This window comes from Heliomicrobium modesticaldum Ice1 (genome assembly GCF_000019165.1).
GTDB classification, from domain to species: domain Bacteria; phylum Bacillota; class Desulfitobacteriia; order Heliobacteriales; family Heliobacteriaceae; genus Heliomicrobium; species Heliomicrobium modesticaldum.
Map to the genome: position 1 here is coordinate 41,721 of NC_010337.2, position 21,003 is coordinate 62,723.

The following is a 21,003-nucleotide window of genomic DNA, read 5'->3' on the forward strand; positions in this document are numbered from 1 at the left end:
CAAATCCTTCAGTTAGCCGTTTGAGTATTACTCAAAGCCGCTTTGTTTACATCATCAGGGTTCAGGCAAATTCCACCGGTGCCGTACATAATGTCAGTCAAATCCTCTACACCTCTGGTTATGTATTTGAAAATTGTCCTCCTGGCAATCCTGAATCTGTCCGATATTTGAATTGTTTTCAGAGGGTAATCCGCAAAATAGAAATAAAATAATATGTTGTATGCCTTGTCCTGCTTTTCGTTAATGGCAGTTGTCCTGTATCTTTCCATTGCCTGAATTAATTCTTTCCGCTCCCCTGGTGTTGATTTGCCTTTCTTATATCTCCTTAAGGCTTCCCTTACTTGCTGCTGCCTGGCCTTAATCTCTAAGTCAGAGCATTCTTCTCGCTCGACAATATCCTGAGCAAATTCTTCTGTAAGCTGTCTCTTTATTAACGCCTGCAGGCGCTCTTGCAAATCCGCACGACCTTCACATGTAATATTCATGAGTTGGCATTCTTCAAAAAAAGCACGACATTCGTTTCTGACCTCCTGTTCAAGTTCTACAGTCAGCCGTTTTGTGATTTGCTCTTTCATCTTTTCTTCCATGATTCTTTCTTCTTTCATCCGCCAATCAAATCCATCAATGCCATACAACAAAAAGGTTAAATCCCTTACTCCTGTACCTATATCTTTAAATACCGTCCTTTTGTTTATATTAAATAACCTCATAATTTGTTCGGGTGTCAAAGTCCGGCTTGAAAAATAAGAGTATAACAACACGTTGTAGGCTCTGGTCTGATTTTCCTTGAAGGCCAACCTCCTATAGCTCCGCATTGCTTCCACGAGGATTTCCCTTTCCTCGGGCCTTGATTTCCCGCATTTATATCGGTTAAGCGCTCGTTTAATGGTTTGATAACGCTTCTTTATAGGAATCTTTGAGCATTCTTCCGCCTCTATTAGATCTTGGATGCTAATTTCCATAAAGCACCTCCAGTTTATATTGGTTCAAGCCCGCTATCCCCCAATAGACCTTTTATTTTTTCTGGATCAAGGTAGCTCGGACGTTTATTGTTCCAGTTATAAGCTTTTCTCAATTCTCGTATGCCTTTTGAACGTCGCAGCGAATTAAAAGCAGTATCTCTCACTGACAGAACAGTTCCGAGTTCACACCCAAACTCCTGAGCGAGACCTTCAATGGTCTTGTTGTTATAAAAAATGCCGTATATCACACACTGTTCACGTGGAGAGAGCCTTTCTATTTCTCTTCTAACAATGAGCCTCATGTCGTTCAGTTCGCAAAAGCTGTATGTATCGGCATCAGGGTCGCTAATAATGTCCTCTAAAGTAAGGCCTTCTTCATCGTCAGATATGGGTGTTTCAAGTGAAATGGTCTCGACCTCCCGGTTTAACACCTTGCCGCCGGTCTGGAACGATATCCCCAGCTCCCTCCAGCATTCCCTCGCTACACAAAAATCAAGATACGATGTAAATTTCAGCTCCCTCTCCGGCGAGTATTGCTTGAGCGCACTCAGATATGCAAAATAGCCACACTGTGTTAAGTCCTCCGGCCTGACACCCTTCCTGTTGGTCTCGCAATACTTGAAATACCGGCTCGTGATTTTATATATTAGCGGGGCGACCGCAAAATATAGTTTATGCAGGCTCTCCGTGTCGCCCTGGGCGGCCATGATTGCCAGCTCTTCATTAGTCACTTGAATGCTCACCCCTCTCCGTGGTAGAATATGGATAGATATTTTAACCATATGGCTGTACCACGGGGGCGGGAGCTTTTCAACGGCTCTCGTTTTATTTATGCTCGCTGAAGAGCTTAACCACTGTCATCGCTTTGCTTGAAACCAGCGAGAGCGCCTCCGTCTTGTTTCTTTGGCTCATCCGCATCGTCATCCTTGCACCATTCTGCGTCTTCCGCCCTATGAAAGCCCGAGAGGGCAAAACCTCCGGCCTTATTTGGCCCAGTATGTTGCTTATTGATGACAGTGTCATTGTCATCTTCCTCCCATGCGAGCTTGAATCTTGAATGTTGGCTATTGCTTCCATACGGTTGGGTCACCTCCTCGTATTCATCGTCCCAGCGCCCCTGGTTGAGCCAGGTCGCAGGGTTTGGTATAAACCGGCCATTTTCCCTCTGCCATTGCTCTGTCCGCTTCGCGGTTGCCACAGCCTTAATTATCTTGGCATGTAGCTCGGCAGTTGGTTTGACGCGCTGCCATGACTTAAAGGCGGCTTGTTTTCCGGTCTTCTTCGGATACGCCGCCCAGAATTCTTCAAATCGTTTTTCTTGAATATTTATGACCGGTGCCGCACTTCCCCCGGCGGGGGTTAGGGGGGTGGTTGCTATACTCTTCTTTTCTGTGCTTTTATTTTCTATGCTTTTCTTTGCTATGCTTTGTGTCATTTCTGCCCCTGTTTCTGCGGCAGAAATGGGAGCAGAAATTTTACTCTCGTATCTTTCAGCCTCCCGCTCCCGTTTTTCAAAGACTTTCCTGGCTCTCTTCTGTATTCCGTGGCTGGTTAGTTTGCCTGTTTTGGCATAGAAATCGGCGTCAAATGCGCCGTGTCGGAGGAACGATTGAAGGATATTATCGTATTGTTGTTCGTCGATGTGGAGTTTCCGCTGAATTACTTCCCTCATTTCTGCCCCTGTTTCTGTTGCAGAAATATCAACTGTTAAATCGTCGGAGCGGTAGCAGTATTCCAAGTGGACGAAATAAAAGGCGTATGCGGCGGCGCCGTAGCGCATGATTGCTGGTTCTATTTTGGGGTCTGTGGTCACGTCCACGTCATGCGGGAAGTAATCCAGACCTGTCTTTCGTGGCCGTGCCATGGTCGCCGCCTCCTCTCACTTTTCCACCTGCTACTCTACACCTTCCTTCCAAGCGGAGCGGATCATATTCCGTACGCCTCGCGCATGTTGCCATCGCTACCGCCTCCCCGCTTCATCGCCACAAGCTCCCTTATGGCCTGCCGGACTTTTGCCTTTTCTTCAGGGGTGAGCTCGTCCCGCAGTTTCCGGCAGAATGTGGATTCCGCATACCCCAGGCGCTTTGCAATCTGCCAATGGGCCACATTAGCCTGCTTGGCCTCTTTTCGGATATCAATGTTGGCGTTGCTCATTTTATACCCTCCCTTGCATATAATTGTTGTTGTTGCTATTGACCTCTGAATAGTTATGGTGTACTATGGCTTTAGAATAATTCTTGTTGCTGTTGTTGTCAATTGAGTATATAGCAATTCAACAATGTTATTCATTTTAAGAATTTGCGGCTCTGGTGCGCCGCTTATTTGCTGACGTTGTTAAACAAAAAGGAGGCATAAAATGGGAGGAAGCAAAATCAACGAGACCGAGGTTCGTGTGCGGGAGTGTTTTTCTGAACGCCTTCGGGGACTACGCAAAGGGCGCAAGCTTTCCCAGAATGAATTGGGCGCCGCTCTGGGCTTGTCTCGCGGCAGTATCAGCTATTATGAAAAGCAGAGCCGAACGGCTCCGATAGATGTCCTGTATGTCGTTGCGGATTATTTCAATGTGTCCGCTGATTTCCTGCTGGGGCTGAAGGAAGAACCTGATCCGGATATTGCTCAACTGAAGCCCGGCCCTCACAGGTCTTCTCTTTATCCTCCGCCGCTCGCTGCCAAAGAAGCCGCCGCCCTGGTATCCCAGCAATCCGAATTGTGGAGCGCTTTTGCTCGTTCTTCCCTATCGCTACCGGCGGCGTCCGGTCTGCGTGATAGCTTGTTTACTGCCGTAATGGGCACCATGGACGCTTACATGGTCGCGGCACAGTTCCTCAAATCGGGTAAGCCCATAACAGAGTTAGTCTTGGCTCTACGGTCTGCCGGGGTATCTGCCGAGCTTTCCATGTCTCTCCTCGCCCAGGTCTCCGAGCTTCAGGGGAAAGTGAGCGGTGCCGGTCAGGATGGCGGGGAAAAGGAATAAAAATAAGCCCTGGCCGTCGTCCGGCTGGGGCTTTTGTGAAAGGAGGCGTTGCTTTGCCTGTTTATAAGGACGAAAAAAGAAAGACCTGGTATTGCGCCTTCCGCTACAAAGATTGGACTGGAACGACGCGGCAGCATAAAAAGCGGGGCTTTGCTAAAAAGTCCGACGCTGTCCAGTACGAACGCGATTTTATTAAAAAACAGAGCGGCGGTTGCGACATGGCCTTTGGTTCCATGGTCGAGCTTTATATGGAGGACTGCAAGACACGGCTCCGCCCTACGACCTATGAGGGCAAGAAGTACCTCATTGATTCAAAAATTCTTCCGGTATTTAAAGATATGCCTGTGAACGCCATTACTCCTGCGACGGTGCGAAAGTGGCAAAATGGCCTCTTGGACGATGAAAGCGATTATTCGCCTACATATCTCAAAACCATAAATAATCAGCTGTCGGCCATTTTTAATTATGCCAGGCGGTATTATGGCCTTCAAACCAATCCGGCGGCTGTCTGCGGCTCAATCGGCAAAAAGAACGCAGAGTCCATGCAATTCTGGACTACTGATGAATTCCGGCTTTTCGCTGCCGCGATTTCAGATAAGCCTGCGTCATATGCCATTTTTAATACGCTATTCTGGACTGGCATGCGCTCCGGAGAGCTCCTGGCTCTTACCCTGAATGATATTGATTTTGAATCTAAAAAAATCAGCATCACGAAAAGTTACGCCAGGGTTGGTAATGAGGATGTCATTTCTCCCCCAAAGACGCCCAAGAGCCGCCGGGTAATCACGGCATCTGAATTCCTATTGGAAATCCTGAAGGATTATGCCGGTCGCCTGGTGGATTACGAGCCTTCGGACAGGCTCTTTGATTATACAAAGCATTTCCTTGCCAGTGAAATGGCTCGCGGCTGTAAGCTTTCCGGCGTTAAAAAAATACGTATTCATGACATTCGCCACTCCCACGCATCGCTGCTGATTGAACTCGGTTTTTCTCCGCTTCTAATATCGGAACGCCTTGGGCATGAAAGCGTAGAAACCACCTTACAAACCTATGCCCATTTGTACCCTAACAAGCATGGTGAAGTAGCCGACAAATTGGATGCCCTCAATTCTCCAGAAAATGGCTCCAAATCAGATAAAAATCCCGAAAAACCGGAATAATGTTGCCATTTTGCTGCCACGGCCAAAAAGCAAAGCCTGTAAACCCTTTGTTTATCTGGGTTACAGGCTTTTTCTTTCTTATTCCCATTCAATCGTCCCCGGCGGCTTCGACGTGATGTCGTAGACGACGCGGTTGACGCCTTTGACCTCGTTGACGATCCGGTTGGAGATCTTCTCCAGCAACTCGTAGGGCAGCCGTGCCCAGTCGGCCGTCATGGCGTCGTCAGAGGTGACGGCCCGCAGGATGGCCGGGTACTCGTAGGTGCGGCCGTCGCCCATGACGCCGACGCTGCGGACGGTTGTCGGCAGCACGACAAAGGACTGCCAGATCTGCCGGTAAAGACCGGCTTTTTTGATCTCTTGGAAGACAATGTCATCAGCGTGACGCAGGATGTCCAGGCTCTCCTTGGTGATCTCGCCGAGGACGCGGATGGCCAGACCCGGTCCGGGGAAGGGCTGGCGCCAGACGATATCTTCAGGCAGGCCCAGTCTCTGGCCCACTTCCCGCACCTCGTCCTTAAAGAGGGTGCGCAGGGGTTCGATCAGTTCGAATTTCATGTCTTCGGGCAGGCCGCCCACGTTGTGGTGGGTCTTGATCGTCTCGGCTGTCGAGGTACCGCTCTCGACGACGTCGGGGTAAAGGGTGCCTTGCACCAGGAAGTCCACCTGGCCCAATTTGGCCGCTTCCTCTTCGAAGACGCGGATGAATTCGTTGCCGATGCTTTTGCGCTTCGTCTCCGGGTCGGAGACACCGGCAACCTTGGCCATGAAGCGTTCTGACGCTTCGACGGCGATCAGGTTCATGCCCAGTTCGTCGCGGAAGGTCTTGATGATCCGCTCCGATTCGTTGAGGCGCATGAAGCCGTGATCGACGTAGACACAGGTCAGCTGCTCGCCGACAGCGCGGTGGACGAGGAGGGCCGCCACGGAGGAGTCGACGCCGCCCGAGAGGGCGCAGAGGACTTTGCCGCTGCCGACGCGGGCGCGGATGGCCGCGACCTGTTCTTCGATGAAGTTTTCCATGGTCCACTCACCGGTGCAGCCACAGACGCCGAAGAGGAAGTTGCGCATCATGTCCATGCCTTGGGGCGTGTGGCGCACCTCGGGGTGGAACTGGACACCGTAGAAGCGGCGCACCGGATCGGCCATGGCCGCAAAGGGGGCATGGTCTGTTTTGCCGGAGCCGACGAAGCCGTGGGGCAGGACTTCTACTTTGTCGCCATGGCTCATCCAGCACTGCACATCGCCTTCCATGCCGGCGAAGGGGCCTTCAGAAGCGGTGATGGTGAGGGACGCCTTGCCGTATTCGCGCGATTCGGCCCTGCCGACCTTGCCTCCCAGTTGGTTGACCATGAGTTGCATGCCGTAGCAGATGCCCAGGATAGGGATGCCCAGGTCGTAGATGGCCGGGTCGACGGCAGGCGCTTTTTCTTCATAGACGCTGGCCGGACCGCCGGTGAAGATGATGCCCTTGGGATTCATCTCCCGGATGGCGTCGACGCTGATCGTGTAGGGGTGCATCTCGCAGTAGACGTGCAGTTCTCGGACGCGGCGCGCGATCAGTTGGTTATATTGACCGCCGAAGTCGAGGACCAAGATGGTTTCATGGGGCTTAGCCAAGAATGTTCGCTCCTCTCGAAGTCTTGCCGGTTGATGGTTCTCTGTTGTTTCTACACCACTGCGCTGTCGACGGGCAGCCTGTCTGTGCGCTTCCTTGTCAGCTTACTTCTCGTAGACTTCTCGCTTCAGCACAGCCACGAAGGGAAAGTGACGGTACTGCTCCGCATAGTCGAGGCCGTAGCCGATGACAAATTCGTCCGGGATAGTGAAACCATTGTAATCGGGGGTGACAAGCGTCTTGCGGCGGCTCGGCTTGTCCAGCGCGGTGCAGACCTTCACCGATGCGGCGCCTCGTGATTTCAGGTTGTCCATCAAGTAGTTGAGGGTCAACCCCGTGTCAACGATGTCCTCAACGATCAGGATGTGTCGGTTTTCGATGGCCCGGTCGAGGTCCTTCAAGATCCGCACAGCCCCCGACGACTTGGCCCCCGCCCCGTAGCTGGAGACAGCCATGAAGTCGATCTCGATAGGGATGTGGATGGCCCGGATCAGGTCGGCCATGAAGACGAGAGCGCCTTTGAGGATGCCCACGACCAGCAGGTCCTTGTCTTGATAGTCCTTCGAGATTCGTTCGCCCAGCTCTTTGACCTTGACTCGAATGTCTTCTTCACTGACCAGTACGCGATCGATGACCTTGTCCATCGCTGCTGCCGCCTCCTGAAATACGAAAATAAGGCCGGCTCTCAAGACCGGCCACACTCCCGAAAAGTCGCTTGTTAGGTTTGTCAGATACGAAAAAATTATACCAGCCGCAATAAAAATATGTCAACCAGACGCTGTGCCAACCTGGTGGAACACCAAAAAACCTCATTTATGCTTCCTTATTTTAACGGTTTCTTTTCAAAGATTTTGCAATTGCCGTAACTTTCCGATGCTATCATCAACCTGAAGGGGGTGAGCGAATGCCGGCAGTGAAGAAAAAGAAGGTAGCCTTCGTAGAAGCGGTGCATGCCTCTGGCAGCTGGAGCGCCCAACAGGGCATTATCATCCCCGTCGAGGCGGACGCAGATCGTCTGGTCGACGCGATCCGTTGGGTGGAAGAGCAGCAGATCTCTTGCCAACGGATCTATTTCAGCCCGAAAGAGAAGGCCTGGGTGGCCATTGTGCCTGTCGAACTGGCGCAACCGTCCTGAACCTGTCTTATGACTTACGCACCCACATCAAACAATCCTAGTCGCCGACATAAGTGAGGGGTCTTGGATAAACACCACGACCCCTTTGCTGTTCATTCTTTCTATCGCGTCGCCACCGGCGGCAAGGTGATGGTCTGTTTACCACTGTAATCCCAAAACCGCAACGTGAGGATCAGCCGATCGCGGGGCGCGTTGCGGCTGGTGGCCTCGACAACGACTTTGCGGATCAGGTTTTTCTTGGGATCGACCCAGATGCGGTAGTAGAAGTCTTTCCAGAGCGTCGCCAGGAGGCGGTTCGATACCTCGGTGCGGCACTCCATGAGCAGGCATTTGTCCTCGTCAACACTGTCGATCCCCGCTACGGTGACCCCTTCGATGGTCTTGATGTCCAGGGCTGTCAGCGGGCTGATCTCGGACAGCAGCAGGTCTTGGGGACCGAAGCGGTTTTTCTCGATCGTGTACCAGCTTTTCTTAACGGGATCCCAGAGGTAGAAGAGGTTGCCCACCGTATAGATCTCCGCCGGCGACTGGAGCAGCGTCCCTTTCAAGTGAAACTTCTCTCCTTCGGCCCGGTCGCCAGAAAAGCGGCTGATGACCTCCTCGCGACCGTCGACCCGGATGAGGAAGGTGCTCTCAAAGGAAAAACTCGGGCTCTGCAAGGTGCCGGCGACTGCGCGCTTGACGACAGTCACGGGGTCTTTGGGGTTCCAGAGTTCCTCATGGGCCTTCCACATCAGGTAGCCGCCGCCGGCGCTCAGGAGCAAAAACAAGATGGTGACACCTGCGATCCACCGCCACCAACGTCGCATGGGGATCCCCCCTTCCGGAAAACCCTCCCTAAAGGAAGGGTATTTTCGGTGGAGGGGGACACAGAACCGGAGAATATTTCCTCATGGTGAAAGAGGTTCGCCAGCAGAAAAAGAATCCACCCGACCCGGGGGGATTCTTCCGTCACTACTCGAGGTGATCGGTGCCTGTTCCTTGGCGCCTATCGCCTATGATTTTCGGGCACACTCGCCCGCTTCGCCCTTGAGGATTTCGATGCCGTGAGGCAACGCCGGCAGGATGATGTCGAGGCATTCCTGAACCGCCTTGGGGCTGCCGGGGAGGTTGACGATCAGGGTACGGCCTCGGATGGCGGCGACGCCGCGGGTAAGCATCGCCCGGGGCGTGATCTTCATGCTCTCCGCCCGCATCGCCTCGGCGATGCCGGGGACCATTCTATCTACCACATCGAGGGTCGCCTCGGGGGTCACGTCGCGAGGCGATAAGCCTGTCCCGCCGGTTGTGAAGATCAGGTCCAGGCCGAGGTCGTCGGCCATTTCCCGGAGCGCTGCGGCGATCTGATCCCGCTCATCAGGAACGACCTTGTAGGCGACCATGGCGCCGCCGATGGTTTGGATGGCTTCGCCGATGAGCCGGCCAGAACGGTCCTCCCGTTCGCCGCGACTGCCCTTGTCAGAGGCGGTGAGGATGCCGACGCGGATCACAGGGCCACCTCCTGTCCAGCAGCCTTCGCTCCACCTTTAGGCTCCTCCGGCGTGATTGCTTCTTGCGCAGTTTCCTGGGGCGATGTGCCATCCTCCGCCTCACCCGACGCCATCTTATCCGGCGCTGCCTCTCCCGTCGCGATGACTTCGATCGCATCGCCGACCTGGACAGGCCCGCCCGTCAGCACCCGAATGAAGATGCCCTCTTTGGGCATGACACAGTCGCCGGCCTGGTAGTAGATGGCGCAGCGACTATGGCACTCTTTGCCGATCTGGGTCACCTCGCCGACAGCCTCCGGACCGAGCTTCAGCCGGGCGCCGATCGGCAAAGCCAGTAAATCGATCCCCTCGGTGGTGATGTTTTCCGCAAAGTCGCCGGGATGAACATCGAGGCCCAGGCCGCGCATCTTCTGGATGCTCTCGATGGCCAGCAGGCTCACCTGGCGGTGCCAAGGACCGCCGTGGGCATCGCCGACGAGGCCGAAGTCCGCCTTGAGCATGCCGCTGCCCGCGTTTTTTTTAGGCATCCCTTTTTCCTCACTGCTGCAAACAGCCACGATCGTTGCCACGGTCATTCCTCCCTGATGTAGTGCCCGCTCTTGCCCCCTGTTTTTTCGACGAGCCGGATATCGCTGACGACCATGTTCTTATCCATGGCCTTGCACATGTCATAAATGGTCAGCGCAGCCACGGAGACGGCCGTCAAGGCCTCCATCTCTACGCCGGTCTTGCCGGTCGTTTTGACGCGGCTTTCGATCTCCACCGTCGAATGAAGTTCGTCCAGGGTGAAGTGCAGATCGACGCCGGTGAGAGACAAGGGGTGACAGAGGGGAATCAGGTCGCTCGTCCGCTTGGCGGCCATGATGCCCGCCAGGCGGGCCACCGCCAACACGTCGCCCTTGGCGATCTGACCGTCTCGGACGCGCCGGAAGGTGTCTCGGTGCATCAGCACCCTTCCGCGGGCCACCGCCTCCCGCCGTGTGTCGCCCTTCAAGCTCACATCGACCATGCGGGCGCCGCCTTTTTCATCAAAATGTGTCAAAGGATCCATCGCTACCTCCGCTGTCATCGCTAATCTGAAGAAACTGCCAGTTCAACAGATAGGTTCAGGTCACGCCCATCATATCCTGCATCGTTCAACACTCATCCCCATCGGGATGACCGCCCATTGACAAGGGTGGACGCCGTTCCCTATCCCCCGATCTGGGACATCAATCGCGGCCTGTCCCCCCACCCCTCATCGAGCATGTGATGCTGGTAGGGCTTGGCCTCGACGGCCTTTTGGAAGATCCGCGCCAGCAGGTTGTCCGACGCGCCCCGGCGCAACGGCGTTCGCAGGTCGATCTCCTGCCGCGAATGCAAGCAGGGACGCAGTTTGCCCTCCGCCGTCAACCGCAGACGGTTGCAGGTCCCGCAGAAGTGTTTGGATATGGCGCTGATGAAGCCCACCGTCCCCAAGGCGCCCGCCAAGGTGTGATAGCGGGCGGGGCCACCCCCTCGGATGCCGGGGTGATCGCCGAGTCGCAGTCCCTGTTCAGCCATCTTCGCTTTCATCTGTTCAATCGTGACATATTGCCCGCGAAAACGGGAGTCGCCCTCGCCGATGGGCATCAGTTCGATGAAGCGGACGTGTATGGGCCACTGCAAGGTGAGTCGGGCAAAGTCAGCAACCTCGTCATCATTGACACCGCCCATGACGACCACGTTCAGCTTGACGGGGTGAAGGTCCGCCGCCAGGGCAGCCTCGATGCCTGTCCAGACATCATCAATCCGGCCCACGCGGGTGACGGCGCGAAAGCGTTCCGGTCGCAACGTGTCCAGGCTGATGTTGACACGGTCCAAGCCGGCCGCCTTCAGTTCGCTGGCGAAGCGCGGCAGCAGGAGGCCGTTGGTGGTGAGGGCTACATCTTCAATGCCGGTCATCGTCTTCACCCGGGCCACAAAGGGAACGATCCCTTTGCGCACCAGCGGTTCCCCGCCGGTGATCCGCACCCTTCGAATGCCCTGACTGGCGGCGATGGCGATCAGCCGTTCAAACTCTTCGAAGCGAAGCACCTCCCGGTGATCAACCAGGGGAAGGCCCGCTTCGGGCATGCAGTAGATGCAGCGGAGGTTGCAGCGGTCGGTCACAGAGACGCGCAGGTAGTGGATATCCCGAGCGAAGGCGTCGATCATTTTCGGCCACCCCGTCTCTTCAATAGGTCCAGCGGTAAAAGAAAGGTAACTTCAACGGCGAAAGGAACAACAGATCCCGTCAGAAGCAGCCTAACTCGCAATGGCGGATTTTGATCTTCATCTCATTGGCCAGGCGTCCGACCAAGCTGTAGGGCACGCCGAAGGATTCGGCGATGGCCCGGGCGTCGGTGCAGGTCAGCCGATTGTCGATCACGGAGTCGGTCATGGCCTTTTTGATCGCGTCAATCGAAGCATCTCTATCCGTCATCATAGCAACCCTCCCCTATCAATGCGACCTTGTGAAAAACAAAAAGACGGCCCGAAAGGTCCCCGAAAGCATCGTGCCGGCTCGTCCATCTCCTTTCCGCAACCATGGGATTCGGAGAAAAAAATTCCAATATTCCGAAGCGCTCTTGTGATGTTTTTAGCATACGTGCTGGCGCCTTGTTCGTCAAGGCTTTCCGGCGCCGTTCCCCTTTTTCACATCCTCTTGACTTCCTCAAAATACATTTTTCCCCTCCCTCGCACATAAGAATCAGACGTGGGAGAGGAGGATGGCGATGGACTGGGCATTGGTCCTCAGCGGCGGCGGTTCTCGCGGCGCCGCCCATATCGGCGTGATCCAGGCATTGGAAGAGGCAGGCCTGCGGCCCTCCCTTGTCGTCGGCGTCAGCGCCGGCAGCATCGCTGGCGCCCTCTATGGAACTGGTCACAGCGCCGCTGATATGCTCGCCATCGCCAAAGAGGCGTCGAAGCATTTTTTCTTTGACTTCGACTGGCGCTGGATCACGGGGGCGTTGCTCGGCCTTTTTCGCCTGATTCAGGGACGCCCCAATGCGGCGCTCTGGCCCGGTCTTCCTACCGGCCTGCTCCTTGGCAATCAGTTGGAAAAACTTTTCTGTCAGATCTGGGGGCAGCGAACTTTTGACGGAACAGAACCGCCTGTCGTCGTAACAGCAGCTGACCTGATAACGGGCGCCTCGATCTGCTTTCTCCCCAAAGGCCTGGAACCGCGCGATCCCCTGCCCTACCGGCGCTTCGTGACCGGCGTACCCATCGCCCGAGCTGTCCGGGCCAGTTCGAGCATCCCCGGCGTCTTTCATCCCGTCCGGTTGAAAGAGTTTTGTCTCGTCGACGGCGCCGTGCGGGCGAACCTGCCCACCGACCTGGCCCGCAGCCTAGGCGCCAAAGTGGTCATCTGTGTCAGCCTGCGCGATCCCGATACGCCGGCCTTCCCGCCTGATAACCTGATCGGCACGGTCCTGCGTTCCATTGATATCATGGGCTATGAGATCGATCTGTGCACGATCCTGGGCGGCGCCGATCTGGTCATCGAACCGAACCTCGGTCCCATGGGCGTCTTCGACTTCAACAATATTGACGAGGCTGCCCGGGCAGGCCATGCCGCCGCCATGGCGGCCATGCCATCGATCCGACGCATCCTTCAAGTCCCGCCGATTCAACCGAAAGAGCCCTCGGTGACAGAACATCGGACATCGCAGGGGATCGTCATCCGCATCGGCAGAGAGAAGCAAGGGAGCGTTCCATAGCCGTAATACAGATACGTAAGCAGAGAAGCGAGATTGGAAAGAAGCAAATAAAGTTACTTCTCCTCCGTTTCACTAAGACCGCTAAACAAGGACCCCACAAAAACAAAGGCGCCCTAGGCCCAGCGAACATGGTTTCGCCGGGCCTAGGGCGCCTCTGCCTCTGCATCACTATACCTCTTGAGACATTATAGGTCTCGCATCAGCCTTTTGTAAGCACTCATCGATGACTCTTTCATCGTTCAGGTGGTGACAGATAAGGTCCAGTCTCTCAAGTTACAGGGCGATGGCGCCCCGTTCACCGGTCCGGATCCGCACTGCTTCTTCGATGGGCAGGACGAAGATTTTTCCGTCGCCTACATTACCAGTCCGAGCGGCTTCAATGATGGCCTGGACCACTGATTCCACTTCGCCGTCCGCTACGGCCAGTTCCAGCTTCACCTTCGTCCGCAAAGTGATGGCGTATTCCTGCCCGCGGTAGACGCCGGTCTCTCCCTTTTGCCGACCGCATCCCATCACCTGGGTGAGGGTCATGCCCCGGATGCCGATGGCCTCCAAGCGCTGTTTGACCAAGTCCAGACGCTCCGGACGAAAAACCGCTTCAATCTTTTTCACTGCAGTCCACCTTTCCTAAGGAACTCCTTATTGCATGTCATAGGCGACGATGATCGCTTCTGCCACGGCTTTCAAACTCATCCGTTTGTTCATGGACTGCTTCTGGATGCGCCGGAAGGCTTCCGACTCATTGATGCCCAGGTTACGCATCAAGAGACCTTTCGCCTTCTCGACGAGCTTGCGCGTCTCGATGGTATTCTTCAACTGCCGTATCTCTTTTTCCAACCGGCTGACTTCTCGAAAGCGGCTGACGGCAAGATCGATGATCGGCTGCAAGGACATCTCCTGCACTGGTTTGATCAGGTAAGGAAGCAGGGTGTCGGTCTCTCGGCTCCGCTGATTTTCTCGACCTCGTTCCACAAGCAGGACGACCGGACAGAGCCGTTCATCCTCTATCAAGTGGGCTACACTTTCACCATCCTTCATCGCCGGTTGAACGGAAATAAAGACAAGGTCAGGTGTGAGCCGCCGGATCAGCTTGATCGTACCGAGACCGTCTTCGGCTTCGCCAACGACCAACTGACCTAGGGCGTGCAGCAGTTTTTTTAATTCCGCTCGCTGCGTCTCGTTGGGATCGCCGAGTATCACACGCAGTCCTTGCATGGCCTTGCCTCCAACTTGTGTCTCTCTGTCCCGAAACCCAAAGCCCATGATCAACAGGTATGTTCTTTACAATGGACAGTACTTATATTTTAACGACCATCGCCACATGCGTCAAAGGGTGTCGTAGATAAATGCAAGGCTGAGGCTCTTTCATCTCGTGCTTGAGTGTTTTTTTGCTTTTATCGCCATATCCATGGACGAACCTATTCCGTCAGGGATATAATGAACCTGTCGGACGGTGCGGGATGAAAATATAACAGGAGAAATGCCATGGACTTCGCTCTACTGATCGCGACCGGCCTCGTGGTAGGAACGCTTGGCTCCCTCGTGGGGGTCGGCGGCGGATTTATCGTTGTTCCCGTGTTGCTGCTTGTCTTTGCCTATCCTCATCTATGGACGGTGTCTACTTCCCTTTTCTTCATCTTTATCAACTCCCTTGTGAGCAGTTACAACTACTCCCGGCAGAAGCGCGTCGACTTTGCCACGGGAATTCCCTTTGCTCTCAGCACCATCCCCGGCGCGCTTGTCGGCGCCCATCTTGTTCCTCACCTCAGCGGCAAAGCCTTCGATAGCGCATTCGCCATGCTCTTGCTTCTTGTCTCCCTATTCATGCTCTTTAAGCCGCAGGGCCCACCAAAGGACCGCACGCCCAACTGGATGGGCAAGAAAACGACGCGCCAGTTTACTGATGCCCACGGGATAGCTCATGAGTACAGCTTCAGCCTCCCCTTCGGTGTCTTGATCAGCTTTTTTGTCGGCTTCCTGTCGAGTATTTTTGGCATCGGCGGCGGGATCATCCATGTGCCGGTCATGACGTTGATCATGGGTATTCCGCCTCATATCGCCACAGCTACGTCCATGTTTATTCTGACCATCTCTTCTTTCGCCGGAACAGTGCCTCACCTGGTCGCCGGAGACGTGCAGTTGGTTGCTTCGGTAGCACTCTCTATCGGGGCCATCGTTGGTGCTCACATCGGAACGCGCTTAGCCCCTCAGGTGAACAGTCGGCGCCTGATGCAGCTGTTTTCGATCATCATGTTGGTGCTGGCGCTTCGTTTGCTTCTACGGTAAGGCGATGGTCGACGGCGGATTGTCTTGACAGGATCGCCAAAAGGTGCTTCTGAGAAAGAAGCACCTTTTGGCGTGGTTATCTGTGGCGATTTGTTCGTTTTGTTTTTCTTACTTGGAATCACGCTGCCGCGGATTGCCCAAGGCACTGTTCAGCGCTCAGATGCTGTACTTTTCCATCTCGATAATTGGTTGGGCAATGGCACGCGTTAAGGCTTTTTCATTGACCGGCACATGACGTGTCAGTTTTTTCAAGATGGACAACTGTGCGCGCAGCGCATCCCCTTCTTCCATAGCGGCTAAGGATTTTTTGGCGATAACTTCGATGGCTGTGATGCGCTGGTAGATATAGGCGGTGGCCAGTTGGATGGCCATTGCAGCTTTTTCCGGTCCAGACTGGACGAGTTTTTTCTTGGCCCGTAGCAAGGCGCTTTCCATTGCAAAGACGGCGATGACCAGATCGGCTATGTTCCGAAGGAGTTCTTGTTCTTGTGCCAGCGCTTTTTGATACTTCTGTACGGCTATGCCTGCCACGAAGAGCACTATCTTTTTGCTGCGCTCAATCAGATCTTCTTCAATATTCAAGGGCATACCGTTGTCAGCGTGAATGCCGAGGCTGAACAGTTCTGATTGGAGCCTCTGGGCAGCTGCGAGCAACGGAATCTCCCCTTTCATGGCCCGCTTCAGCAGCGTGTCGGGGATCAACAGCCGATTGATCTCATTGGTGCCTTCAAAGATCCGGTTGATGCGGGCGTCGCGGTAGATGCGCTCGATCTCGTACTCCTGGGTGTAGCCGTACCCACCGTGGATCTGCACGCCTTCATCGGCGACAAGGTCGAGCATTTCAGAGGCGAGAATCTTGCAGATCGAACACTCGACGGCATACTCCGCTGTAGCCTGCAGCGGTTCTTTCACTTCCAAGGCTTTTTCGATCAGACCGGCCGTGCGATAGATGACCGACTCGGCGCCGTATAGTTCGATGGCCATATTGGCGATCTTCTCCTGAATCAAGGGAAAGTGAGCGATGGGGCTATTGAACTGCACGCGCGCGTTGGCATACTTGGCGGACAGGTGGAGCGCCCATTTGGCCGATCCGATGCAACCGGCGCCGAGCTTGAATCTGCCGATGTTCAATATGTTGAAGGCGATATGGTGCCCTTTGCCGATTTCACCGAGCAGGTTTTTCGCAGGGACCTTGGCGTCTTCCAGAATCACCGGGCAGGTGGAGGAGCCCTTGATCCCCATCTTCTTTTCTTCCGGACCGATGGACAAGCCAGGCGTGTCCCGATCAACGATAAAGGCGGTAAACTTATCGCCGTCCACCTTGGCGTAGACGATAAAGACATCGGCGAAGCCGGCGTTGGTGATGTACTGTTTCGTTCCGTTCAGGATGTAGTGGCGACCATCTTCACTCCGGATCGCTTTCGTCTTTGCGCCGAGCGCATCGGAACCGGAACCGGGCTCGGTCAGGCAGTAGGCGGCTATCTTTTCGCCGCTGCCCAGCGCCGGGAGGTATCGCTGCTTCTGTTCTTCATTGCCGAAGAATACGATCGGCAAGGTGCCGATGCCTACATGGGCACCATGGCTCAGGCCGAAAGACCCGCCGCGGGCCATATGCTCAGTGATCAGCGTCGAAGAGATTTTATCGAGAGCGACGCCGTCATATGCCTCGGGGATGTCGGCGGCCAAGAGTCCGATCTCTCCGGCTTCTTTCAACAGTGACCGCGTTAATTCGTAGTCGAGTTTCTCAATCGCTTCCAGATGGGGCGCCACGTTACCGGCGATAAAGTCAGCCGTCGTCTGCGCGATCGTGCGTTGTTCCTCCGTAAAATCTTCCGGGGTGAAGATTTGTTCCACTGAGAGGGATTCTGTCAGAAAGTGTCCGCCACGAATGAAGTCGCCCATGCTTTTTCACCTCATAAAAATAGTGATATCGGACTCGTGCCGAAAAAATATTATTCAAAATCTTTCGAATACAGCAGCCGCACCCATTCCGCCGCCGATGCACATGGAGACGACGCCGTAACGAGCTTGGCGACGTTTCATCTCATACAAGAGTGTCGTCGTCAGTTTGCTCCCTGTGCAGCCTAAGGGATGACCGAGGGCGATAGCCCCGCCGTTGACGTTGACACGCTCGGGATCAAGACCGAGATGATTCATGACATACAGCGCCTGGGCGGCGAAGGCCTCGTTGAGTTCAAAGAGGTCCACGTCGTCTTGGTCGATCCCAGCCAGTTTGAGTGCTTTCGGGATCGCCACCACCGGGCCGATGCCCATGATCTCGGCGGGTACGCCACCGACGGCGAACGAGCGGAAAGCACCGAGCACCGGCAATCCCAACTGTTCTGCCTTTTCTCTTGATGTGACCAACAGGGCCGCTGCACCGTCACTGGTCTGCGAAGCGTTCCCCGCTGTGACCGTGCCGTTTTCGCGAAAAACCGGGCGCAGCTTTGCCAAAGCGTCCAGCGATGTGTCAGGCCGGATCCCTTCATCTTTGTCAAAGAGGACCTCCTGCTCCTGCAGTTTTCCATCGGCATCGACCCACCGTTTGCTGACGGTCACCGGTATCAACTCTTCATTGAACCGTCCTTCTGCTTGTGCTCTGGCCGCCTTTTGTTGACTCGCCAAAGCGAAGCGATCTTGAGCTTCGCGACTGACGCCGAAGCGGGCGGCCACATTTTCCGCTGTGATACCCATGGTCATGTACGCTTCCGGCATGTGTTCCATCAGATAGGGGTTGGGGGCGATCTTTGTGCCGCCCATGGGTATGGTGCTCATGCTTTCCACGCCACCGGCGAGCATCACCTCGGCAAAACCGGCCATTACCCGTTCCGCCGCAATGGCGATCGCTTGCAGCCCTGACGAGCAAAACCGATTGACCGTCATGCCGCAGACGCTGTAGGGCAGCCCGGCACGCTGGGCAACAATACGACCCAGGTTCATTCCCTGTTCTGCTTCCGGGAAGGCACACCCTAAAATGACGTCTTCCACCTCTTCCGGGGCGATGGCCGGCACACGCGCCAGTGCCCCTCTGACCGCAATGGCGGCCAGATCTTCCGGTCGCACATCCTTCAGGACCCCTTTGGGCGCTTTACCGACAGGAGTCCGTACAGCGCTGACGATCACTGCCTCTCTCATCTTTCCGAACCTCCCATCGATCAATTCCGCAGCGGCTTTCCTTTCGCCAACATGTAACGCATCCGCTCCTGGCTCTTCGGTTCACCGACAAGACTGAGGAACGCCTCCCGTTCTAGATCTAAGATGTACTGTTCTGGAACAAGGCTCTTGGCCGGGATGGCACCTCCGCTCAATACGTGGGCGATCTTGCTGGCAATCTTGGCATCATGTTCGCTGATCCGTCCCGCCTGCAAGAGCGTGTATACACCGAGCTTCATCAACGCCAAACCAGGCTCGCCGACGACAGGAAGCTTTCGTGGCATCGGCGGCATATACCCTTGTTCCCACAGTGCGCTCACTTTTTGCTTGGCATCGAAGAGTTGGCGATCTTTATTCATGGTGATAGCGTCGCTGTGACGGATATAGCCCAGCTGTTTAGCTTCCATGGCGCTTGTCGACACCTTGGCCATGGCGATCGTCTCAAATACTCGGTTGACGATCGGTTGTAAGTCGTCTTTTTCCGTGACACCTGCCGCATCCATAGCCCGCAGCAGCAGTTCCTTATGACCGGTGCCGCCAGGAATGAGGCCAACGCCCACCTCTACCAAGCCGATATACGTCTCTGCCGCCGCTTGGATGGCCGCTGCCGGCATGGTCAGTTCACAACCACCGCCCAAAGTCAGACCGTGGGGCGCTACGACGACCGGTCGGCGGCTGTACTTGATGGCCATAGCTGCCTGTTGGAACTGACGCACCATTCCGTCGATCTCATCCCAGTTCTCGTCTTCCGCTTCCAAGAGGATCAACATCAGATTGGCGCCGACACAGTAGTGAGCGCCATCGTTACCGATGACGAGACCTTTGAAATTGCGTTCCACCTCTTCAAGGCTCCAACGGATCATCTGCAGAAAGTCAGGGCCAATGGCATGCTTCGGTGAATGAAAATCGAGAAAAGCCACATCATCGCCTATGTCATAGAGGGATGCCCCTGCATTGGAACGAATGGGCGGGTGCTTGCGCAGGTCAGCGACCTGCAACGGCGCCGATGAGCGACTGACTTCTGCTAATTCGCCCGACACTTGCACATAAAAACGCTTGTGCTCCCGCTCCTCGTAGAAGCGTTCTCTCCCGTCCTCCAGCATCTGAGCCACCCATGGGGGGATCGGATCTCCCTCTGCCCGCATCCGCGCCACGCTTTCCTTTAAACCTATGGCGTCCCACGTTTCAAAGGGGCCCAGAGACCAGTTAAAACCCCATCGCATCGCTTCGTCCACACTGACGATGTCATCAGCGATCTCAGGGAGCTTACGGGCCGAGTAGAGCAGCACTTTTTTGAGGATCTCCCAGCTAAACTGGGCAGCAGGATCTTTACCACTGACCAGTGTCGTGATTTTTTCTGCTGTTCCCTTGCCCAGCTTGGCTGTCTCCAGAGAAGGCATGGCGATCTTTTTGCGGGGCCGATAGGTAAAGGTGTTCAGATCGAGGACGCCGATCGCTGACCCTTGCGGTCCTTTTTCTTTGCGATAAAAGCCTTGGCCGCTCTTGTCGCCCAGCCAGCCTTTTTCAAGCATCTGCCGCAGCGGTGCCGGTATGGCAAAGGCCGCTTTTTCTTCAGGGTCTGTCGTGGACTCGAATACGTTGTTGGCCACATGGACAAAGACATCCAGTCCGACCAGATCGAGCGTTCGGAAAGTAGCGCTCTTGGGTCGACCGATGACGGGACCCGTCAAGGCGTCTACCTCGTCGACAGTCAGTCCATATTTCTCCATGGCCTGCAAGGTGACGAGTAAGCCGTAGGTGCCGATGCGATTGGCAATAAAGTTCGGCGTATCCTTGGCCAGGACGACGCCTTTACCCAACTGCTTTTCGCAGAAAGACTTCATGAAACCGATGAGTTCTTCGTCCGTTTCGCGGCAAGGGATGAGTTCCAGCAGTTTCATATACCGGGGCGGGTTGAAAAAATGGGTCCCCATGAAATGACGCCGGAAGGGATGGGAACAATCGGCCACGATCTGGTTGATTGATACACCCGATGTGTTAGAGCTGACGATCGTACCCGGCTGCCAGTAAGATTCCACCCGTTTCCAGAGCGCTTGCTTGACATCCAACCTTTCGACGATGGCCTCGATCACCCAATCGGCCGTGGCCACACGAGGAAGGTCATCTTCCAGATTGCCGACAGCGATTCGCTCCAAGACCTCCGGGACGAACAAGGGAGACGGTTTTTGCTTGAGCAGATTCGCCTTGGCCTTGGCGGCAATGCGATCTCTCACCGCTCGGTCTTGCAAGGTTAATCCCTGCTTCGCCTCTTCTGGTGTAAGTTCTTTGGGGACGATATCTAGCAGCAGCACATCGCGGCCGGCATTGGCCAGATGGGCGGCGATCGCCGAACCCATCACGCCTGCCCCGAGAACAAGGACGGTTTGGATTGACGGGATCATGCTTTCCCTCCTTATGAATGCAAAATGGTTACGCTATTGCCTTTCAGCGGACATCGATGCCATTTAACCTGAATGAGCACTCATTCATTAAACCTCAG

The 21,003-nt window shown here is 55.0% G+C and carries 21 protein-coding genes and 1 pseudogene; 5 read left to right on the forward strand and 17 right to left on the reverse strand.

Annotated elements, in window-relative coordinates; all coding sequences use genetic code 11:
- Positions 1-8 precede the first annotated feature (8 nt).
- From HM1_RS00220 to HM1_RS00235, 4 genes are all read right to left on the reverse strand, one after another.
- The gene (locus HM1_RS00220) at positions 9-962 is read right to left on the reverse strand and encodes a hypothetical protein (RefSeq protein ID WP_012281225.1); all 954 of its coding nucleotides are present in this window, start codon (positions 960-962) and stop codon (positions 9-11) included.
- A gap of 14 nt (positions 963-976) precedes the next feature.
- Positions 977-1,693 (reverse strand): sigma-70 family RNA polymerase sigma factor, encoded by a 717-nt coding sequence (locus HM1_RS14200; RefSeq protein WP_012281226.1) that lies wholly within the window; start codon positions 1,691-1,693, stop codon positions 977-979.
- 116 nt (positions 1,694-1,809) lie between these two features.
- Positions 1,810-2,826 carry a DUF4373 domain-containing protein gene (locus HM1_RS14205; RefSeq protein ID WP_012281227.1) on the reverse strand — a complete coding sequence of 339 codons (1,017 nt, stop codon included), beginning with the start codon at positions 2,824-2,826 and terminating at the stop codon, positions 1,810-1,812.
- Positions 2,827-2,888: 62 nt separating this feature from the next.
- Positions 2,889-3,116 (reverse strand): hypothetical protein, encoded by a 228-nt coding sequence (locus HM1_RS00235; RefSeq protein WP_012281228.1) that lies wholly within the window; start codon positions 3,114-3,116, stop codon positions 2,889-2,891.
- Positions 3,117-3,318: 202 nt separating this feature from the next.
- Here HM1_RS00235 and HM1_RS14210 point away from each other — a divergent pair, with 202 nt between their 5' ends.
- Both HM1_RS14210 and HM1_RS00245 read left to right on the forward strand, forming a co-directional pair.
- Positions 3,319-3,936 carry a helix-turn-helix domain-containing protein gene (locus HM1_RS14210; protein ID WP_049753980.1) on the forward strand — a complete coding sequence of 206 codons (618 nt, stop codon included), beginning with the start codon at positions 3,319-3,321 and terminating at the stop codon, positions 3,934-3,936.
- A 53-nt stretch (positions 3,937-3,989) separates the two neighbouring features.
- The gene (locus HM1_RS00245; RefSeq protein ID WP_012281230.1) at positions 3,990-5,096 is read left to right on the forward strand and encodes a site-specific integrase; all 1,107 of its coding nucleotides are present in this window, start codon (positions 3,990-3,992) and stop codon (positions 5,094-5,096) included.
- A 78-nt stretch (positions 5,097-5,174) separates the two neighbouring features.
- Here HM1_RS00245 and guaA read toward each other — a convergent pair whose 3' ends face one another.
- Together guaA and hpt are read right to left on the reverse strand one after the other, a co-directional pair.
- Positions 5,175-6,716, reverse strand: a complete 1,542-nt coding sequence (gene guaA / locus HM1_RS00250) for a glutamine-hydrolyzing GMP synthase (protein WP_012281231.1) — start codon at positions 6,714-6,716, stop codon at positions 5,175-5,177.
- A 102-nt stretch (positions 6,717-6,818) separates the two neighbouring features.
- A complete protein-coding gene (gene hpt / locus HM1_RS00255; protein ID WP_012281232.1) occupies positions 6,819-7,358 on the reverse strand; it encodes a hypoxanthine phosphoribosyltransferase in 540 nt (179 codons plus the stop codon).
- 260 nt (positions 7,359-7,618) lie between these two features.
- On the opposite strand from hpt, the gene HM1_RS00260 reads away from it, so the two are divergent.
- Entirely contained in the window at positions 7,619-7,849 is a 231-nt protein-coding gene (locus tag HM1_RS00260) for a hypothetical protein (RefSeq protein ID WP_012281233.1), read from the forward strand.
- Between the two features lie 101 nt (positions 7,850-7,950).
- On the opposite strand, the gene HM1_RS00265 is transcribed toward HM1_RS00260, so the two are convergent.
- From HM1_RS00265 to HM1_RS00290, 6 genes and pseudogenes are all read right to left on the reverse strand, one after another.
- A complete protein-coding gene (locus HM1_RS00265) occupies positions 7,951-8,658 on the reverse strand; it encodes a hypothetical protein (RefSeq protein ID WP_012281234.1) in 708 nt (235 codons plus the stop codon).
- Between the two features lie 186 nt (positions 8,659-8,844).
- Positions 8,845-9,339 carry a MogA/MoaB family molybdenum cofactor biosynthesis protein gene (locus HM1_RS00270; protein WP_012281235.1) on the reverse strand — a complete coding sequence of 165 codons (495 nt, stop codon included), beginning with the start codon at positions 9,337-9,339 and terminating at the stop codon, positions 8,845-8,847.
- Positions 9,340-9,479: 140 nt separating this feature from the next.
- A pseudogene (locus HM1_RS00275) lies at positions 9,480-9,908 on the reverse strand (MOSC domain-containing protein); the annotation flags it as partial.
- Positions 9,909-9,910: 2 nt separating this feature from the next.
- Positions 9,911-10,390, reverse strand: coding sequence for a cyclic pyranopterin monophosphate synthase MoaC (moaC, locus tag HM1_RS00280; protein ID WP_012281237.1), 480 nt, complete (start codon positions 10,388-10,390; stop codon positions 9,911-9,913).
- Positions 10,391-10,530: 140 nt separating this feature from the next.
- Positions 10,531-11,514, reverse strand: a complete 984-nt coding sequence (gene moaA / locus HM1_RS00285) for a GTP 3',8-cyclase MoaA (RefSeq protein WP_012281238.1) — start codon at positions 11,512-11,514, stop codon at positions 10,531-10,533.
- A 79-nt stretch (positions 11,515-11,593) separates the two neighbouring features.
- The gene (locus tag HM1_RS00290) at positions 11,594-11,782 is read right to left on the reverse strand and encodes a hypothetical protein (RefSeq protein ID WP_049753981.1); all 189 of its coding nucleotides are present in this window, start codon (positions 11,780-11,782) and stop codon (positions 11,594-11,596) included.
- Positions 11,783-12,074: 292 nt separating this feature from the next.
- Between HM1_RS00290 and HM1_RS00295 the strand changes: the two genes are divergently transcribed.
- Positions 12,075-13,064, forward strand: coding sequence for a patatin-like phospholipase family protein (locus HM1_RS00295; RefSeq protein ID WP_041312995.1), 990 nt, complete (start codon positions 12,075-12,077; stop codon positions 13,062-13,064).
- Between the two features lie 273 nt (positions 13,065-13,337).
- Here HM1_RS00295 and HM1_RS00300 read toward each other — a convergent pair whose 3' ends face one another.
- Both HM1_RS00300 and HM1_RS00305 read right to left on the reverse strand, forming a co-directional pair.
- Entirely contained in the window at positions 13,338-13,676 is a 339-nt protein-coding gene (locus tag HM1_RS00300; RefSeq protein ID WP_012281242.1) for a P-II family nitrogen regulator, read from the reverse strand.
- A 27-nt stretch (positions 13,677-13,703) separates the two neighbouring features.
- Complete coding sequence (locus HM1_RS00305; protein WP_012281243.1) at positions 13,704-14,279, reverse strand: ANTAR domain-containing response regulator; 576 nt, start codon at positions 14,277-14,279, stop codon at positions 13,704-13,706.
- A 270-nt stretch (positions 14,280-14,549) separates the two neighbouring features.
- On the opposite strand from HM1_RS00305, the gene HM1_RS00310 reads away from it, so the two are divergent.
- On the forward strand, positions 14,550-15,350 hold the full coding sequence (locus HM1_RS00310) for a sulfite exporter TauE/SafE family protein (RefSeq protein ID WP_012281244.1): 801 nt from the start codon (positions 14,550-14,552) through the stop codon (positions 15,348-15,350).
- 156 nt (positions 15,351-15,506) lie between these two features.
- Here HM1_RS00310 and HM1_RS00315 read toward each other — a convergent pair whose 3' ends face one another.
- Genes HM1_RS00315 through HM1_RS00325 form a run of 3 tightly spaced genes read right to left on the reverse strand, consistent with a single transcriptional unit; the run spans position 15,507 to position 20,905 of the window.
- Positions 15,507-17,252 carry an acyl-CoA dehydrogenase family protein gene (locus tag HM1_RS00315; RefSeq protein WP_012281245.1) on the reverse strand — a complete coding sequence of 582 codons (1,746 nt, stop codon included), beginning with the start codon at positions 17,250-17,252 and terminating at the stop codon, positions 15,507-15,509.
- A gap of 54 nt (positions 17,253-17,306) precedes the next feature.
- Positions 17,307-18,485 (reverse strand): acetyl-CoA C-acyltransferase, encoded by a 1,179-nt coding sequence (locus HM1_RS00320; RefSeq protein WP_012281246.1) that lies wholly within the window; start codon positions 18,483-18,485, stop codon positions 17,307-17,309.
- A 20-nt stretch (positions 18,486-18,505) separates the two neighbouring features.
- Complete coding sequence (locus HM1_RS00325; protein ID WP_012281247.1) at positions 18,506-20,905, reverse strand: 3-hydroxyacyl-CoA dehydrogenase/enoyl-CoA hydratase family protein; 2,400 nt, start codon at positions 20,903-20,905, stop codon at positions 18,506-18,508.
- Positions 20,906-21,003: the final 98 nt, after the last annotated feature.